The organism is Brevundimonas sp. MF30-B (genome assembly GCF_004683885.1).
Classification (GTDB): Bacteria; Pseudomonadota; Alphaproteobacteria; order Caulobacterales; family Caulobacteraceae; genus Brevundimonas.
The window spans coordinates 2,678,655-2,696,067 of the sequence record NZ_CP038440.1 but is presented as its reverse complement, the minus strand read 5'-3'; the positions used below and the strand labels follow the sequence as shown (position 1 = coordinate 2,696,067).

Sequence of the window (17,413 nt, the reverse complement as noted above, 5' to 3'; positions counted from 1 at the left end):
CTCGATCGGTTGAACAATCGTTCTAGGCCGCGAAGCCGAAGCGGACGTTAATGTGCGGCAGCGAACGCGGAAATGTGATGGAAGGCGGCGCGAAGTCCTTGCGCCTCGCCGCCTTCGGGCCAGCCGGGGCGAGCGCGCGGATTCCAGGCGAAGATGTCCAGATGCGCCCACGATCCCGTTGTCGGCGCGAACTTCTGCAGGAACAGCGCCGCCGTGACCGACCCGGCCTGGGCCCAGGCGGCCGGATCGTTCCTCAGGTCGGCGATCTCGGCCTCAAGCGCTGGACGATAGCCGGGGTGAAGAGGCATCCTCCACAGCGGGTCGCGCACCGTCCGTCCAGCCGCCAGAAGGCCGTCCGCCAGAGCGTCATCGTCGGTGTAGAGCGGTGGCAGTTCCGGCCCCAGGGCGATACGCGCCGCACCGGTCAGGGTGGCGAAGTCCAGCGTCAGGTCCGGCGCGTGCTCGCCCGCCCGCGTCAGAACATCGGCCAGGATCAGGCGTCCCTCGGCATCGGTATTGCCCACCTCGACCGTCAGGCCCTGTCGCGTCGACAGCACGTCGCCGGGCCGGAAGGCGTCGGCTGACACGGCGTTCTCGACGGCCGCGACCAGCACCACCAGCCGCACGGGCAGGTTCGCCTGCATCACCAGCCTCGCCAAGGCCAGGGCGTGGGCCGCCCCGCCCATGTCCTTCTTCATGTTGCGCATCCCGGCGGCGGGCTTCAGGTCCAGGCCGCCGGTGTCGAACACCACGCCCTTGCCGACCAGGGCGATCAACGGACGGTCCGTCTGGTCCAGCCTCCAGCCCAGTTCTATGACGCGCGGCGCCCGGTGCGGCGCGGCGGCGCGGCCCACGGCGTGCACGGCCGGGTAGTTGGCTTCGAGCAGGGCCTCGCCCTCGGTGACCGACAGGTCCGCGCCGTGCGCTTCAGCGATCTCGCGCGCGATCGTCTCGATCTGCAGCGGCCCCATGTCGGCGGCGGGCGTGTCCACCATCTCGCGGCACAGGGCGCAGGCTGCGACGATGCGGCGACAGGCCTCAAGGTCTACGCGCTCGGCCACGGCCAGGCGCGCGCGCCCGCGCTGGGGCCGAGGCTTGTAGCGGTCGAACAGATAGGTCCCCAAGCCCCAGGCCACGGCCGACATCTCGGCTGCCTCGCCCTCGACCCCGTCGAGCCGCCATTCGCCGGCGGGCAGACGCGCCGCCAGGCCGCGCACAGTGAGCGGATCGAAGGCTTCGCCCGTCCCGAACCAAGCTTCGACCGGCCGTCCCTCGGCGTCGGGGATCACGAGCAGCTGGCCCGTCTTGCCGGTGAAGTCGTGCGCCTCGGCCCAGGGCGAGGCCGGCGCGGCGCCCGCCGCGATCAGGCGCACGGACCGGGCGGACGCATCGGCGGCGATCAGAACATCGTGGTTCGAAGCGGTCATATGCGGGCGGCTCCAGCCGTTAACCAAAGTTTGACGCCGAGGCTTGAGTCTGGATGCGATCAGCCTGGACTCCATCCATGTCGCGCACCGCCCTCGCACTCGCAACCTCCGCCTTGCTGCTGACGGCCGCGCCGACGCTGGCGCAGACGCAGGAACAGGCGCCGCCCGCCGCACAGCCGCGTACGCCTGCGGACGCCCAGACCCGCGCCGCCTATGATCGCGCCGACCCGCTGGCCCGTTCGGTCTTCTGGGCCCAGCAGAACGAGATCAATCCGGCGGACCCCGTCGCCGGCGTCAAGCTGGCCCAGGCTCTGCGCGAACTCGGGCGTCACGACCAGGCGGCTGAAACCGCACAGGCCGTGATGATGGTCCAGCCGACGAACGTCGAAGCCATGCTGGAGGCTGGGCGCGCCCACATCGCCCGCGGCCACGCCTTTTACGGCATCGCCGCCCTGGAACGGGCCCGTGACCAGGCGCCGCGCGACTGGCGGGCGCTGTCGCTGCTCGGCACGGCCTATCAGCAGGTCCGCCGCCACGACGATGCGCAGGAGGCCTGGCGTCAGGCCCTGACCCTGTCGCCCGACAACCCGGATGTGCTTGCCAACATGGCCATGCCCCTGATGGCCGAGGGTCGCGCCGCCGAGGCCGAACCCCTGCTGCGCCGCGCGGTTTCCCAGCCGGGCGCCAAGCTTCAGGTCAAGCTGAACCTGGCCATGGCCCTGGGCCTGCAGGGCAAGATGGCCGAAGCCGAGCAGATCCTGCGCCGCGAACTTCCGCCCGAGTCGGCCGACCGCAATCTGGCCTGGCTGCGCGCCGCCTCTGCTACCGGACCGGACGCCGCTGGTGGCCGCACCTGGTCCTCGCTGCAAGGCGGCTGATCTTCCCTCGCCCGTAAGGCGCGCCTATCTTCCTCCCATGATCGACGAGCTCTACAGCGCACGCATCCTGTCGCTGGCGGCCAACCTGCCGCACGCGGGGCGTCTGCCTGCGCCCGAGGGCACGGGCGAACGCGTGGCCAAGCTGTGCGGCTCGCGCGCCATCGTCGACGTCGTGCTGGACGATCAGGGCCGCATCGCCGCCTTCGCCCAGGACGTGAAGGCCTGCGCGCTGGGCCAGGCCGCGGCCGGCGTTCTGGGCCAGGCCGTGATCGGCGCGACCGCGCAGGAGGTCCGCGACGCCCGCGACGCCATGTCGGCCATGCTCAAGTCCGGCGGCGACGGCCCCGAGGGTCGTTTCGGGGGCCTGCGCGCGCTGAAACAGGTCGCCGACTATCCCGCCCGCCACGCCTCGACCCTGGTGGCGGTGGAGGCGACGCTGGACGCCGTGGATCAGGCCCTGCTCAAGCATCAGAGCGACACTCGAACTCGTCTCGCCGGCGCGGCTTGACGTCCAATCGGTTGATCGCCCCGGCGTGACGGGGGATAAGCCGGGCGAACCTCAACGAGCCCCCGGCGAAGGGACGAATGTCTCTCTATGAACGCGGCGTGCGCGGGGCCTATCGGGCCTACAAGCTCACGCTGTCCCCCCTGATCGGCCAGCAGTGCCGCTTCCTGCCGACCTGTTCGGACTATGGACGCGACGCGCTTCTGACCCACGGTCCGGTGCGGGGCGGCTGGCTGACCGTGCGCCGGTTGTGCAAATGCCATCCTTTCGGCGGTTCGGGCTACGATCCCGTTCCGGCGGCGCCGCCAAGCGCTGAACTCGGCGACAGACCTGAAGCAGACTGACGATGATCGATCTCAAATTCCCCGACGGCGCCGTTCGACAGTTCCCGCCCTCGGCCACCGGCCGCGACGTGGCCGCCTCCATCTCGCCCTCGCTGGCCAAGCGCGCGGCCCTGGTCGAGATAAACGGCCAGCAGTGGGACGTGGACCGTCCGCTGGAGACCGGCGGCGACTTCAAGCTGATCATGCGCGACGACCCCGACGCGCTGGAGACCATCCGCCACGACGCCGCCCACGTGCTGGCGCAAGCCGTGCAGGAGCTGTTCCCCGGCACCCAGGTCACCATCGGCCCGGCCATCGAGGACGGCTTCTATTACGATTTCCACCGGGCCGAGCCCTTCTCGACCGACGACTTCGCCGCCATCGAGAAGCGCATGGCCGAGATCGTCGATCGCGACGAAAAGCTGGTGCGCCAGGTCTGGGACCGCGACGAGGCCATCGCTCTGTTCGAGTCCAAGGGCGAGACCTTCAAGGCCGAGCTGATCCGCGACCTGCCCGCCGACGAGACCATCACCACCTACGCCACGGGCGGCTGGGTCGATCTGTGCCGGGGGCCGCACTTCCCCTCGACCAAGTTCGTGGGTAAGGCCTTCAAACTGACCAAGCTGGCCGGCGCCTACTGGCGCGGCGACGCCAAGCGTGAGCAGCTGCAGCGCATCTACGCCACGGCCTGGGCCAACCAGGCGGACCTGGACGCCTATCTGAAGCGCATCGAAGAGGCCGAGAAGCGCGACCACCGCAAGATCGGTCGGTCGATGGAGCTCTTCCACATGCAGGAAGAGGGCCGCGGCATGGTCTTCTGGCACCCCAAGGGCTGGGTGCTGTGGCAGGTCATCGAGGCCTATATGCGCCGCCGCCTGGACAAGGCCGGCTATGTCGAGGTCAAGACGCCCCAGGTCCTGGACCGCAAGTTCTGGGAGGCCTCGGGCCACTGGGAGAAGTACCGCCCCAACATGTTCGTCTGCGAGACGGTCGAGGGGGAGGAACTGTCGCTCAAGCCGATGAACTGCCCGGGCCACGTGCAGATCTTCGACCAGGGACAGCGCTCGTATCGCGAACTGCCGCTGCGCATGGCCGAGTTCGGCGCCTGCCACCGCTATGAGCCGTCGGGTTCGCTGCACGGCCTGATGCGCGTGCGCGGCTTCACCCAGGACGACGCCCACATCTTCTGCCGCGAGGATCAGATCGTGGAGGAGACGCGGTCCTTCATCGAACTGGCCCGCTCGGTCCACGCCGATCTGGGCATGGAAACGGCCTACATCAGCCTGGGCACCCGCCCCGAGATCCGCGCGGGCACCGATGAATTCTGGGACAAGGCCGAGGCCCAGATGGCCGAGGCCGCCCGAGCGGCCGGCTCCGAGCCCGTCGTCACCGAGGGCGACGGCGCCTTCTATGCGCCCAAGCTGGACTTCATCGTCAAGGACGCCATCGGCCGCGAATGGACCTGCGGCACCATCCAGCTGGACTATGTCCTGCCGGAGCGCCTGAACGCGGAATACATCGGCGAGGACGGCGGCAAGCACCGCCCCGTCATGCTGCACCGCGCCATCCTGGGCAGCTTCGAGCGGTTCATCGGCATCATGATCGAGAACTACGCCGGGGCCTTCCCGCTGTGGCTGGCGCCGACGCAGGCCGTGGTGGCGACCATCACCTCGGACGCCGACGCCTATGCCCAGGACGTTGTCGCGCGCTTCAAGGCGGCGGGGCTGCGCGTCGAGAGCGATCTGCGCAATGAGAAGATCAACTACAAGGTCCGCGAACACTCGGTCGGCAAGACGCCCGTCATCGCCGTGGTCGGCCGCAAGGAGGCCGAAGAGGGCAAGGTCGCCCTACGCCGCCTGGGTTCGCAGGCTCAGGAAATCCTGACGGTCGAAGAGGCCATCCGCGTCCTGACCGAAGAAGCCACCCCGCCCGATCTGAAGCGGGGCCAGGTCTAAGCCAAGGCCGCCCCATGCGACTGGCGCGCAAAGAAAAAGGCCGGCGTCGCCGCCGGCCTTTTCAAATGTCGCAGGCGCCTGGACTCAGGCGGCGGCCTGTTCGGCCAGCTTGGCGCGGACCTGACGCTTGATCTTCTGGGCGGTCGGCGACAGCTGCTCGTCGCGGGCCTTGACGATGAAGGCGTCCAGGCCGCCCTTGTAGTCCAGGGTGCGCAGCGCAGCGTTGGAGATGCGCAGCGAGAACGTCTGGCCCAGGGCCTCCGAGGCGACCTTGACGGTCTTCAGCGACGGCAGGAAGCGGCGCTTGGTCTTGATGTTCGAGTGGCTGACCGAGTTGCCGACCATGGGGCCGATCCCGGTGAGTTCGCAACGACGAGCCATCGTCAAAGTCCTTGGGCTTGCAGCCCACAAGGGGCGCATGAAACAGGTACGCGCGGGTCGAGGCCCGCGCGAGAGGGGGCCGTATAGACAAAGGCGGGGTCCGCCGTCAAGGCTCGGAGCGGGCTCAAAGCTTGTTCAGCCGCCGTTCAACCGCCATCTGGCACGGTCATCACCATGAAGACCACCAAGCCCCAAGGAAAAGCGATGAAGCCCTCCCTGTACCGCGCCGCCGCCCTGGCCGTCCCCGCCGTCGGGGCCGCCCTGCTGCTGGCTGCGCCGGGCCAGGCGCAGAGCCCCGCCCAGACGCCCCAGCCCGGCTATTGGGAATACACCACCAATGCGGTTGGCGTGCGCGACACCGAGCAGAAATGCGTGCGGGCCAGCGAGATCAACCGATTCTTCGGCGGCCTGTCGACACGCCGCTGGCAGTGCACCTATCCGGTGCGCGAGGTCGCCGGCGGCAATGCGCGGTTCGAAGGCACATGCCAGGACCGCAAGGGCCGTCGAATTAATGTGCGGCTGAACGGCCCTTATCAGGCCGAGAGCTTCAGCTTCCGCGGCGGCGCCCAGCTGGCGCGTGGCACGCCCTATCTGCCGGCCAGCATCACCGCGCGCCGCATAAGCGCCCAGTGCCCGGCGAACGCCGAATACTTCTGATCGGGCTCAGCCCGGCTTTCTAAAGCGATAGACGAACTGGTCGGTCCGGCCGCGAATGGCCGGGTCGAAGACGTTCAGGCTGTGGTCGTCGGCCGGGTTCGCCACGGCCGTGCTTTCGCCGTCGAAGACGAAGCCGGCGGCCTCGACCTCGCGCCGCAGCTGGGCGCCTTCGATGCGGTGCAGCTGGGCGGTGTCGCTGATCCCGCTGCCGGGTCGCGCCTGATGGTCGATCAGGACGTACAGGCCGCCGGGGCGCAGGGCGCGGAACGCCGAGGCGTTGACCTGAGCGATGTCGGCCGGCCCGAAGAAGGGCAGGTGAAAGTCGTGGTATTCCTGACTGACGAAGATCACGTCCAGCGGCTGATCGAACCGCATGGCCTCCAACCGCCCGTTGACCAGGCTGACGTTGCCGTAGGCGTCCACCAGCGGCTGGGCCCGGGCGTTCTCGCGCGCCGAGGTCTGATCCGGCACGAAGGCGTAGACATGCCCCTGCGGTCCCACGACCCGGGCGAACAGGCGGGTGAAGTAGCCGGCGCCGGGCCGGATGTCGGCGATGCGGTCGCCCGGCGACAGCTCGGCGAAGGCCAGCATCTCGGCCGGATGGCGGAGGGGATCGCGCTCGCGCTCCTCAGCGGGCCGCAGCGGATCCGCGATGGCGGCGGCGTAGGCGGCCGACAGCCCGGCGGTCGGGGCGTCAGCGGTCGCGACAGTGCGTTCGCCTCCTTCGTTTGAGATGATGATGCAGCCCGACAGGGCGAGCGCCGCCGTCAGGATCGGAAAGAGGCGCTTCATGGGATCAGCTCCGAGGTTCGAGCTCGCAAAGAACGCCTCGGGAAAGCATCTGGCAAGGCGGCGTTTTCGTTAATGCTTTTGGCCGCATCTGGGCGACCAAAGGGTCCCCAGCCTGTTAATACTTGGCGTGTTCTTTGTATGTTCACGTTTTTGGCGGTGTAACGCGGTGAACACAGCTCGAACGTGGTTAAAAAGCGTCAATCAATCCCATTGAGACCCATCTGATCCCATGCTATCCCAAATGCGTTAGCAGGCATTGGGGCGCGCCCGTCTTTTGGGCGCATTGGCAATCAGGGGCGGACCTCAAGGTCCGATGGGGCAGGGCGTGTTTCTCTCGACCTATGAGAAGCAGCTGGACGGCAAGCGCCGTCTCCTGATCCCTCAGGAGTTCCGCACAGCCGACAATGGCGCCGAGCATGGCGTGTTCTGCTTTCCCTCCATCGAGGCGCCGTGCCTGGAAGCGGGCGGCGACCGCCTGTTCGCCGAGTACCAGGCGCTGATCGACGGCCTGCCGTTCGGCGACGAGTACCGGTCGGCGCTCGAGGCCACTGTCTACGCGGGTCAGAAGCCGCTGGCCTATGACGCCGGCGGCCGCATCACCCTGCCGGAAAGCCTGTGCGCCGAAATGGGCTTGGGCCAGGATGTGGTGATCGCGGGGCTTGGTTCACGCTTCCAGATCTGGGACCGCCAAGCCTGGCTGGCGCACCGCGAGGCGCAGCGCGCCCTGGCCGGCAAGGCCCTGCGTGAATTGGGCGAGGCGCGCCGCAAGGCGTCGATCGCCGCGCGGGAGGGTCAATGAGCCCTCACGCCCCCGTCCTGCTCAACGAAGTCATCGAGGCGCTGAGCCCGCGCGCCGGCGAGGTGATGATCGACGCCACCTTCGGCGCGGGCGGCTATGCGCGCGCCATCCTGGCGACCGGCGCGAGCGTCATCGGCCTGGACCGCGATCCGACCGTCCGTCCGCACGCCGAGGCGGTGGCGGCGGATCATCCGGACCGCTTCCGCCTGATCGAGACGCCGTTCTCGGGCCTGGCCGAGGCCTTTGCTGAAACGGGCGAGGCGCGGCTGGACGGCGCGGTGTTCGACATTGGCGTCTCGTCGATGCAGCTGGACCAGGCCGAGCGCGGCTTTTCCTTCATGCGCGACGGGCCGCTGGACATGCGCATGGCTGATGAGGGCCGGACCGCCGCGGACATCGTCAACGGCTGGGAGCACGGGCCGCTGGCCCATATCCTGAAACTGTACGGCGAGGAGCGTCAGTCGGGCCGGGTGGCGACCGCCATTCTGCGCCGCCGGGCAGAGCGGCCGTTCGAGCGCACCCTGGATCTGGCCGAAGTGGTCGAAAAGGCTCTGGGCGGTCGGCGCGGCGCGGCTATCCATCCGGCGACGCGAACCTTCCAGGCGCTGCGCATCGCCGTGAACGACGAACTGGGCGAGCTGGAGCGCGGGCTGGCTGCGGCGGAGGCGACCCTGTCGCCCGGAGGCCGGCTGGCGGTGGTGACCTTCCATTCGCTGGAGGACCGCATCGTCAAGACCTTCTTCGCCGAGCGCAGCGGAAACGCGCCCGGCGGCTCGCGTCACGCGCCGGTCGCGGTCGAGACGCGTCGGCCCAGCTTCGACATGATCTTCAAGGGCGCCCGCGAGGCGACCGATCAGGAGCGCGCCGTCAATCCGCGCGCGCGTTCGGCCAAGCTTCGCGCCGCCGTCCGCACCGACGCTCCGGCCTGGAGGGCGGCGGCATGAGGACGCTGACAGCCCCCATCCAGCGGGTCTTCGACTGGAAGGTGCGCGGCGTGCGCTGGGTCGAGATCGTCGGCTGCGTCCTGGTCGCGGTGATGATCCTGTCGGTCTATGTCGCCAAGGCGGGCGCCGCACGCGAGGGTTCGCGCATCGCCGAGCTGGAGCGCGAGATCGCGGATAACCGCCAGCGGGTGCGTCTGCTGACCGCCGAGGCGGCGCGGCTGGAGCAGCCCGCGCGGCTGGAGGCCCTGTCGCGTGAGGCCGGCCTGGAGCCTGTGGCGGTCAAACAGGTCACCGACGCCCACGGCCTGGTCGAACTGGCGCCCGAGGTCGAGCCTGCGCCTGTGGTGGCGCCCGCGATCCCGGCGACGACGGCGCCTGCGCCGCTTCCGGCGGAGGCTGTGCAATGAGCGTGCACGAGCCGCACTACCGTCCCGCCCCCGGTCTGGGCGCGCCGCGCCGCCTGGGCCCCGGCTGGCGCTGGGTCGGCGAACTGGTGTGGGGGCTGGAGCACGCCTTCGAGCGCGCCAAGGCCAGCGGCAAGCCGGAAGAGGACACGCGCGTCCGCATCTTCGTGCTGGTCATCATCTTCTCGGTGATCTTCGGCGTGCTGGCGATCGGCGCGGCGCACGCGGCCCTGTGGGGACCGCAGCGCGGCGGCGGCGCAGGACTGGCGCCGGGCGCGGTGGCGCGGGCCGATCTGACGGACCGCAACGGCCAGCTGCTGGCGACCAACATCGTCCACTACGGCCTCTACATCGACCCGCGAGAGGTCTGGGACCGGGGTATCGCCTTCCGCCAGCTGCGCGCCGCCCTGCCGCGCATTCCCGCCTCGCGCCTGAACCGCGTGCTGAACGGCGAGCGGCGGCTGATCGTGCTGACGGGTCTGACCCCGTCCGAGCGCGCGGCGGTGCATGACCTGGCCTTGGGCGGCGTGACCTTCGAGCCTGAAGATCGCCGGGTTTATCCGCTGGGCGCCTCGGCGCGGCACCTGCTCGGCGTGGCCGACACGGGCAACGTCGGCGTCTCGGGCGCCGAGCTGGCGTTCGACAAGGAGATCAAGGCCGCCGGCGCGGCGGGCCAGGACTTCGCCCTGTCCATCGACCTGCGCGTCCAGGGCGTGCTGGAGAACGAGCTGGCCGCCGCCGCCGAGGCGGCCCAGGCCCGCGGCGCGGTGGGCATCATCACCGACGTCCAGACCGGCGAGGTTCTGGGCATGGCCAGCTGGCCGTCCTTCGATCCCGACCAGCGCGACGCCGCGAGCGAGGGGGCGACCCTCAACCGCGTCACCTCGGCCCACTATGAAATGGGCTCGGTGTTCAAGAGCTTCACCGTCGCCGCCGGCCTGGACACCGGGCGGGCCGACATGAACACCCTGTTCGACGCGTCGCAGACCTTCATGATCGGCAACCGGCGCATCAACGACTTCCACGCCCAGAACCGGATCATGACGCTGGAAGACGTCTTCATCCACTCGTCCAACATCGGCACCTCGCGCCTGGCGGTCGAGATGGGCGGAGACGTGATGAAGACCTATTTCCAGCGCCTGGGCCTGCTGGACGCCGCCCCGATCGAACTGAAGGAAAGCGCGCGTCCGCGTCGTCCAGGCAAGTGGGACGACTCGACCCTGGCGTCGTTGTCGTTCGGCTACGGCATCATGATCACCCCGGTCCAGGCCGCCGCCGCCTATGGCGCCCTGACCAACGGCGGGCGCTTCGTGCCGCTGAGCCTGCGCAAGGGCGGCGCGCGCAATGCGCAGACGCATCAGGTGGTGTCCGAGCAGACGTCTCTGGCCATGCTGGACCTGATGCGCCGCAATGTGGTGCGTGGTTCGGGTGGGCGGGCCGACGCGCCGGGCCTGCGGGTCGGCGGCAAGACCGGCTCGGCCAACAAGCTGGTCAACGGCCGCTATGATCCGACGGTCGCCGTGGGTTCGTTCGCGGCGGTCTTCCCGGCGGACGGCCCGGCCAACGCCAAGCGCTATTCCATCTTCATCCTGATCGACGAGCCGGGCAGCTATCCGCGCACGGGCGGCTTCGTCGCCGCGCCGGCCGTGGGCCGCATCGCCGACCGCATCGCCCCCTTCCTGGGCGTGGAGCGGCGGGCCGATCGCTGGCGCACCGCGACCGGAGAGAAAATCCCCGAGCCCGTGGCCGAGGCCGCCCAATGAGCGCGCTTCGCCTGTCCGAACTGCTGCGCCGCGACGTGCCGTCGGACCCGGAGATCACCGGTGTGACGGCCGACAGCCGCAAGGTCGCGCCGGGCACGCTGTTCGTCGCCCTGCCGGGCAGCCAGTCGGACGGCCGCGCCTTCATCCCCCAGGCCCTCGCCAAGGGCGCGGCGGCGGTGCTCGCCTCGGCCGACACGCCTGCCGAGGCCGCGCCGGTGCTGGTGACCTCCGGCGACGTGCGCCGAGCCTACGCCATCGCGGCGCGCAGCTTCTACGGCCTGCAGCCGCAGACCTGCGTCGCGGTCACCGGCACCAACGGCAAGACCTCGGTCGCCAACTTCTGCCGCCAGATATGGGCCTCGCTGGGCCACGTCTCGGCCAGCATGGGGACGCTGGGCGTTACCGCCCAGTCGGGCGCCCGGACCCAGGCCCTCACGGGGCCGGGTCTGACCAGTCCCGACGCGGGCGAGGCGGCGCGGCTGCTGTCGGGCCTGGCGGAGCAGGGCGTCACCCATCTGGCGCTGGAGGCCTCGTCGCACGGCATCGATCAGCGGCGGCTGGACGGCGTGGCGCTGAAGGCGGCGGCCTTCACCAACCTGACCCAGGACCATCTGGATTATCACGGCGACATGGCGGCCTATCGGGCGGCCAAGCTGCGGCTGTTCGAGACCCTGCTGCCGCGCGGGCGCACGGCTGTATTGAACGCCGATTCCGACGCCTATTGCGAGTTCGCCTCGGCCGCCATCGTCTCGGGCCTGGGCGTCATGGGGGTGGGTGAGCGAGGCCGTGACCTGACGCTTATCGGCCGCCGCGCCACGCCCGAGGGCCAGCGTCTGACGCTGGACGTGCGCGGCCGCACTCATGAACTCCTGCTGCCGCTGGCCGGCGGCTTCCAGGCGTCGAACGCCCTGGTGGCGGCCGGTCTGTGCATCGCCGCGGGTGAGGACGCCGAGCGTGTTCTGGCCGCGCTGGAAGGGCTTCAGGGCGCGCAGGGCCGGCTGCAGCGCATCGCCGGATCCGGCCGAGGCGAGGTCTATGTCGATTACGCCCATACGCCTGACGGTCTGGAGACGGTGCTGACGGCGCTGCGTCCGCACGCGACGGGCCGGCTGATCGTGGTCTTCGGCGCCGGCGGCGACCGCGACCGGGCCAAAAGGCCCTTGATGGGCGAGATCGCCGGGCGGCTGGCTGACGTGGCCATCGTCACCGACGACAACCCCCGCTCGGAAGACCCCGCCTCGATCCGCGCCATGGTGCGTCAAGGCTGCCCTCAGGCGCTGGAGGTCGGCGACCGTCGCGCCGCCATCGACCAGGCCATCGCCATGATGGACGACGGCGATGTGGTGGTGATCGCCGGGAAAGGGCATGAACAGGGCCAGATCGTCGGGGGCGTGACCCACCCCTTCGACGACGCGACCGTCGCGACCGAGGCCCTGACCGCCCATGCCTGACACCCCCCTGTGGACCTCCGACGAGATCGCCCGCGCCGTGGGCGGCCGCGTCGAGGCCGGCGATTTCACGGCCGAGGGCCTGACCTACAACAGCCGCGAGATCGCGGCCGGCGACCTGTTCCTGGCGCTGAAGGGCGCGCGTGACGGGCATGAATTCGCCGCCTCGGCCTTCGCCGCTGGCGCGGTCGGCGCGCTGGTCGAGCGGCCCGTCGAGGGCGGTCCGTTCGTCGTCGTGCCCGATGTTCTGAAGGGGCTCGAGGCGCTGGGCCAGGCCGCGCGCGATCGCTCCCAGGGCACGAAGCGCGGCGCGGTGACCGGCTCGGTCGGCAAGACCAGCGTCACCCAGGCGATCCGCGCAGGCCTTGAGCTGGCCGGGACCAGCCACGGCTCTATCAAGAGCTACAACAATCACATCGGCGTGCCGCTGACCCTGGCGCGGATGCCGCGTGGGACCGACCGCGCCGTGTTCGAGATCGGCATGAACGCGCCGGGCGAGATCGCGCCTCTCAGCCGCATGGTTCGTCCGCACGCGGCCTGCGTCACAACCGTCGGGCCCGTCCACATCGAGGCCTTTTCCGATGGCGAGGCCGGGGTGGCGCGCGAGAAGGCGGCCATCTTCGAAGGCCTGGCCGAGGGCGGCGTGGCGGTGTTGAACGCCGACGTGGCCCAGGCGGACATCGTCGAGGCCGTTGCGGGTCGGCACGCCGGTCAGGTCTGGCGCTTCGGAACGGGCGAGGGCTGCGAGGCGCGGCTGATCGACTTCACCCCCGACGCCGAAGGCGCGACTGTGCGCGCCCGTCTGCACGGCGAAACGCTGGACTATCGGCTGGCCCAGTCCGGCGCGCACTGGGGGCTGAACAGCCTGTGCGTGCTGCTGATGCTCGAGGCGCTGGACGTGTCGCGCGACCTGGTGCTGCAGGCCTTGGCCGACTTCCGGCCGCTGGCGGGGCGGGGCGAAACCAAGGTGGTGCGCACAACTGAGGGCGCCTTCACCCTGATCGACGAGAGCTATAACGCCAATCCGATGTCGATGACGGCGGGTTTCCGCTCGCTGGGCGCGCGCACTCCCGGAGCGGGCGGGCGCCGCGTGGTGGTGCTGAGCGACATGCTGGAGCTGGGCGGCCGCGCGCGTGATCTGCACGAGGGGCTGGCCGGACCGATCGTCGCCGCCGACATCGCCCTGGTCCACACGGCCGGACCCGAGATGAAGCGCCTGCACGACGCCCTGCCGGCGGCGCGGCGCGGCCTGTGGCGCGAAACGGCGGCCGAACTGGCGGCCGAGGCGGCGGTGCTCGCCGGCCCTGGCGACATCGTCATGGTCAAGGGCTCCAACGGCTCCAAGGCCGCCCTCGTCGCCAAGGCGCTGGCGGCGCTGGATACGGCGCCGCTTGACCCCACCGATCCGGCGCCCTCAAGCAGCGGCCCGCCGCGCGGGACGCGATAGGGCGAAAGAAGACTCCACCCATGTTCTACCTGCTCTATCTCCACTTCGCCGACGTCGCCCGCGACTATCCGCTGCTGAACCTGATCCAGTACCAGACGGTGCGGGTCGGCCTGGCGATGGCCACGGCGATGATCGTGGCGGTGGCCATGGGCAGCCGCTTCATCAACTGGATGCGGGCGCGCCAGGGCAAGGGCCAGCCGATCCGCGACGACGGCCCGGTGTCGCACCTGTCCAAGGTCGGCACCCCGACCATGGGCGGGCTGATGATCCTGGCGGGCATCGCGGCGGGCGTCTTCCTGTGGGCCGACCTGACCGATCCCTACATCTGGATCGTGTCGCTGGTGACCGCCGCCTTCGGCGTGCTGGGCTTCATCGACGACTACGCCAAGGTGTCCAAACAGAGCTCGGCCGGCCTGACGTCGAAACAGAAGCTGGCCGCCCAGGTCGTGGTGTCGGTCATCGCCGGCGTGCTGACGGTGCTGTGGATGACGGCCTCGCCGACCTCGCCGGGGTTGGAGACCTCCATCGCCTTTCCGTTCTTCAAGGACGTGCTGCTGAACATCGGCTGGTTCTATGTGATCTTCGCCGCCTTCACCCTGGTGGGCTTTTCTAATGCAGTGAATCTGACCGACGGCCTGGACGGCCTGGCCATCGTGCCGGTGATGATGGCGGCCGCCGCGTTCGGGGTGATCTCGTATCTGGTCGGCAACTTCGTTTTCTCGGAATACCTCCAGGTCCACCACGTGCCGGGCGCGGGCGAGCTGGCCATCTTCTGCGCGGCCATCATCGGCGGGGGCACGGGCTTCCTCTGGTACAACGCTCCCCCGGCCAAGATCTTCATGGGCGACACGGGTTCGCTGGCCCTGGGCGGCGCGCTGGGCGCCATCGCCGTGACCACCAAGCACGAGCTGGTGCTGGGCATCGTCGGCGGCCTGTTCGTCATCGAGGCGGCCTCGGTCATGATCCAGGTCGGCTACTTCAAGGCCACCAAGAAGCGGATCTTCCTAATGGCGCCAATCCACCACCATTTCGAAAAGATGGGCTGGCCGGAATCGACGGTGGTGATCCGCTTCTGGATCGTCTCCGCCATGCTGGCGCTCGCCGGCCTGGCGACCCTGAAGCTGCGTTGAAATGATCCCGGTTCCCGGCTTCGAGGGCAGGCGGGTCGCGGTCTTCGGCCTGGGACGGTCGGGGATCACGGCGGCGCGCGCGCTCAAGGCCGGCGGCGCCCTGCCGGTGCTGTGGGACGACGGCGTGTCGGGCCGGATGCAGGCCGAGGCCGAAGGTTTCGTGGTCGAAGACCTGACCACGGCCGACTGGTCGGACTTCGCCGCTCTGGTGCTGTCGCCCGGCGCGCCCCTGACCCATCCGCGCCCGCACTGGAGCGTGGACAAGGCGCGCGAGGCGGGGGTCGAGATCCTCGGCGATCTGGAGCTGTTCGCCCGCGCGCTCGCCGCCCTGTCCGACGGCCATCGGCCGCAGGTGGTCGCCATCACCGGCACCAACGGCAAGTCCACCACGACCGCCCTGATCGGCTGGGTGCTGAAGCAGGCCGGGCTGACGGTCCATGTCGGCGGCAACATCGGCATCGGCGTGCTGGCGCTGCCTGCGCCCACGGCGGACCCAGTCTATGTGATCGAATGCTCCAGCTATCAGCTGGACCTGACGACCAGCTTTGCCCCCGACGTGGCGATGCTGACCAACATCACGCCCGATCACTTGGACCGCCACGGCGGCATGGAGGGCTATGTCGCGGCCAAGCGGCGCATCTTCGCCCACGCGGGCCTGGCCCTGGTCGGCGTGGACGAGGCGGCGGGCCGCGCCGTGGCCGATGGGCTGAAACACGAGGGACGCCATGTGCGGACCGTCACGACGTCGCCCGCTTCTGCACAGGATGGGGACCTACAGGCGACGCCGGGGCTGTTGATCGCCGGCGACGCGCGTATCGATCTTACCGAGGCCTTGGCTCTGCCCGGTCGGCACAATGCCCAGAATGCGGCCTTCGCCTATGCCGCCGCGCGCGCCGTGGGCGTGTTGCACGAGCAGGCCGTGGAGGGTCTGCTGACCTTCCCGGGCCTCGCACACCGCATGGAGCCGGCGGCCGAGATGGACGGCGTGCGCTTCATCAACGACTCCAAGGCCACCAACGCCGATGCGGCGCGCCAGGCGCTGTCGTCCTATGAGCGGGTGTTCTGGATCGCCGGCGGGCGCGCTAAGGACGGCGGGATCGACAGCCTGGCCGACCTGTTTCCCCGCATCGCCCGCGCCTATCTGATCGGCGAGGCGGCCCCCGATTTCGCGCGCGCGTTGGGCGACACCCCCCACGTCGTCAGCACGACGATGGAGGCGGCGGTCCAGGCGGCGGCCGCCGATGCGGCGGCCGAGGGCGGTCCGGCGGTCGTGCTGCTGAGCCCGGCGGCGGCCAGCTTCGACCAGTATCCGGACTTCGAGGCGCGGGGCGAGGCGTTCCGCGCCGCCGTGCTGGCCCAGATTTCGGCGAAGGCGCCATGACGCACAGCTACAGCCCCGCCTTTTCGCGCAACGATCAGAGCCTGGTCGCCCGCTGGTTCTGGACGGTGGATCGGGGTCTGCTGGCCGCCGCCCTGACCCTGATGGCGCTGGGCGTGGCGCTGAGCTTCGCCGCCAGTCCGGCGGCGATCCTGGCCGACGAATCGATCCGCGACCCGTTCCACTATTCCTGGCGGATGATCGTCTTCTCGGGCGCGGGGCTGACGACGATGCTGGTGGCGTCGCTGCTGTCGCCGCGCGGGGTGCGGCGGCTGGCGGTGTTGGCCCTGCTGGGCGCCATCGTGGTCATGGCCGCCCTGCCGTTCATCGGCGACACGGTGAAGGGCGCCGCGCGATGGGTGAGTCTCGGCCCGTTCAGCCTGCAGCCGTCGGAGTTCGCCAAGCCCGGCCTGATCGTCTTCGCCGCCTGGATGTTCGCCGAGGCGCAGAAGGGGCAGGGCGTGCCGGGCGTCTCGATCGCCTTTGCGCTCTACGCCCTGACCGTCGGCCTGCTGCTGATCCAGCCGGACATCGGCCAGACCCTGCTGATCACGACCACCTTCATGGCCGTCTTCTTCATGGCGGGGGTGCCGTTCAAGTGGATGGCGGTCATCGCCTCGGCCGGCATGGCCGGGCTGGTGTCGCTGTATTTCATCTTCGGCCACATGAGGGACCGCCTCAGCCGCTTCCTGTCGCCGGACTCGACCGACACCCACCAGATCGACCGGGCGTCCGAGGCCATCCGCGCGGGCGGCCTGTTCGGACGCGGGGTGGGCGAGGGGGTGATGAAGCGCCATGTGCCCGACCTGCACACCGACTTCATCTATTCCGTCGGCGCCGAGGAGTTCGGCCTGATCCTGAGCCTGATCGTCATCGGCCTGTACGCCTTCATCGTCATTCGCGGCATGCGGCGCGCCATGAAGCTGACCGATCCGTTCGAGCAGACGGCGGCGGCGGGCCTGTTCATGCTGATCGGCCTGCAGGCCTCGATCAATGTGGCGGTGAATCTGAACCTGATCCCCACCAAGGGCATGACCCTGCCCTTCATCAGCTATGGCGGATCGTCCATGGTGGCCATGGGTCTGACCATGGGCTTCGCCCTGGCCCTGACCCGTCGCCGACCGGGCGCCTATGAGCCGGGGGCCAGCTTCGCGCCCCGGCGTCGTTTCCTGGGATAGACCG

17 protein-coding genes are annotated in these 17,413 nt (G+C 69.8%); 14 read left to right on the top strand and 3 right to left on the bottom strand.

What is annotated here, in order from left to right:
* Positions 1-47 precede the first annotated feature (47 nt).
* Positions 48-1,427: a M17 family metallopeptidase gene (locus E4M01_RS13695; protein WP_135065595.1), complete on the bottom strand. Its 1,380-nt coding sequence runs from the start codon at positions 1,425-1,427 to the stop codon at positions 48-50.
* A 77-nt stretch (positions 1,428-1,504) separates the two neighbouring features.
* Here E4M01_RS13695 and E4M01_RS13690 point away from each other — a divergent pair, with 77 nt between their 5' ends.
* The 4 genes from E4M01_RS13690 (at position 1,505) to thrS (ending at position 5,088) form a co-directional block, all read left to right on the top strand.
* A complete protein-coding gene (locus E4M01_RS13690; RefSeq protein ID WP_135065592.1) occupies positions 1,505-2,305 on the top strand; it encodes a tetratricopeptide repeat protein in 801 nt (266 codons plus the stop codon).
* A 37-nt stretch (positions 2,306-2,342) separates the two neighbouring features.
* Entirely contained in the window at positions 2,343-2,813 is a 471-nt protein-coding gene (locus E4M01_RS13685; RefSeq protein ID WP_135065589.1) for an iron-sulfur cluster assembly scaffold protein, read from the top strand.
* Between the two features lie 77 nt (positions 2,814-2,890).
* The gene (yidD, locus tag E4M01_RS13680; protein WP_135065586.1) at positions 2,891-3,154 is read left to right on the top strand and encodes a membrane protein insertion efficiency factor YidD; all 264 of its coding nucleotides are present in this window, start codon (positions 2,891-2,893) and stop codon (positions 3,152-3,154) included.
* Between the two features lie 2 nt (positions 3,155-3,156).
* Entirely contained in the window at positions 3,157-5,088 is a 1,932-nt protein-coding gene (thrS, locus tag E4M01_RS13675) for a threonine--tRNA ligase (RefSeq protein WP_135065583.1), read from the top strand.
* 84 nt (positions 5,089-5,172) lie between these two features.
* On the opposite strand, the gene rpmB is transcribed toward thrS, so the two are convergent.
* Entirely contained in the window at positions 5,173-5,469 is a 297-nt protein-coding gene (rpmB, locus tag E4M01_RS13670) for a 50S ribosomal protein L28 (protein WP_135065580.1), read from the bottom strand.
* A 204-nt stretch (positions 5,470-5,673) separates the two neighbouring features.
* Here rpmB and E4M01_RS13665 point away from each other — a divergent pair, with 204 nt between their 5' ends.
* On the top strand, positions 5,674-6,126 hold the full coding sequence (locus tag E4M01_RS13665; RefSeq protein ID WP_167765434.1) for a DUF3617 family protein: 453 nt from the start codon (positions 5,674-5,676) through the stop codon (positions 6,124-6,126).
* Positions 6,127-6,132: 6 nt separating this feature from the next.
* On the opposite strand, the gene E4M01_RS13660 is transcribed toward E4M01_RS13665, so the two are convergent.
* Positions 6,133-6,918 carry a class I SAM-dependent methyltransferase gene (locus E4M01_RS13660; protein WP_135065574.1) on the bottom strand — a complete coding sequence of 262 codons (786 nt, stop codon included), beginning with the start codon at positions 6,916-6,918 and terminating at the stop codon, positions 6,133-6,135.
* Positions 6,919-7,243: 325 nt separating this feature from the next.
* On the opposite strand from E4M01_RS13660, the gene E4M01_RS13655 reads away from it, so the two are divergent.
* Genes E4M01_RS13655 through ftsW form a run of 9 tightly spaced genes read left to right on the top strand, consistent with a single transcriptional unit; the run spans position 7,244 to position 17,409 of the window.
* Positions 7,244-7,717 (top strand): division/cell wall cluster transcriptional repressor MraZ, encoded by a 474-nt coding sequence (locus E4M01_RS13655; RefSeq protein WP_135065571.1) that lies wholly within the window; start codon positions 7,244-7,246, stop codon positions 7,715-7,717.
* The gene (rsmH, locus tag E4M01_RS13650; protein ID WP_135065568.1) at positions 7,714-8,661 is read left to right on the top strand and encodes a 16S rRNA (cytosine(1402)-N(4))-methyltransferase RsmH; all 948 of its coding nucleotides are present in this window, start codon (positions 7,714-7,716) and stop codon (positions 8,659-8,661) included. The genes E4M01_RS13655 and rsmH overlap by 4 nt, the downstream gene beginning before the upstream one ends.
* Entirely contained in the window at positions 8,658-9,068 is a 411-nt protein-coding gene (locus E4M01_RS13645; RefSeq protein ID WP_135065565.1) for a cell division protein, read from the top strand. Before rsmH ends, E4M01_RS13645 begins: the two co-directional genes overlap by 4 nt.
* A complete protein-coding gene (locus E4M01_RS13640; RefSeq protein ID WP_135065561.1) occupies positions 9,065-10,828 on the top strand; it encodes a penicillin-binding protein 2 in 1,764 nt (587 codons plus the stop codon). Before E4M01_RS13645 ends, E4M01_RS13640 begins: the two co-directional genes overlap by 4 nt.
* Entirely contained in the window at positions 10,825-12,279 is a 1,455-nt protein-coding gene (locus tag E4M01_RS13635) for a UDP-N-acetylmuramoyl-L-alanyl-D-glutamate--2,6-diaminopimelate ligase (protein ID WP_135065558.1), read from the top strand. The genes E4M01_RS13640 and E4M01_RS13635 overlap by 4 nt, the downstream gene beginning before the upstream one ends.
* Positions 12,272-13,723 (top strand): UDP-N-acetylmuramoyl-tripeptide--D-alanyl-D-alanine ligase, encoded by a 1,452-nt coding sequence (gene murF / locus E4M01_RS13630; protein ID WP_135065555.1) that lies wholly within the window; start codon positions 12,272-12,274, stop codon positions 13,721-13,723. Before E4M01_RS13635 ends, murF begins: the two co-directional genes overlap by 8 nt.
* 20 nt (positions 13,724-13,743) lie before the next feature.
* On the top strand, positions 13,744-14,853 hold the full coding sequence (mraY, locus tag E4M01_RS13625; protein WP_135065552.1) for a phospho-N-acetylmuramoyl-pentapeptide-transferase: 1,110 nt from the start codon (positions 13,744-13,746) through the stop codon (positions 14,851-14,853).
* A gap of 1 nt (position 14,854) precedes the next feature.
* On the top strand, positions 14,855-16,234 hold the full coding sequence (murD, locus tag E4M01_RS13620; RefSeq protein WP_135065549.1) for a UDP-N-acetylmuramoyl-L-alanine--D-glutamate ligase: 1,380 nt from the start codon (positions 14,855-14,857) through the stop codon (positions 16,232-16,234).
* Complete coding sequence (gene ftsW / locus E4M01_RS13615) at positions 16,231-17,409, top strand: putative lipid II flippase FtsW (protein ID WP_135065546.1); 1,179 nt, start codon at positions 16,231-16,233, stop codon at positions 17,407-17,409. The genes murD and ftsW overlap by 4 nt, the downstream gene beginning before the upstream one ends.
* Positions 17,410-17,413: the final 4 nt, after the last annotated feature.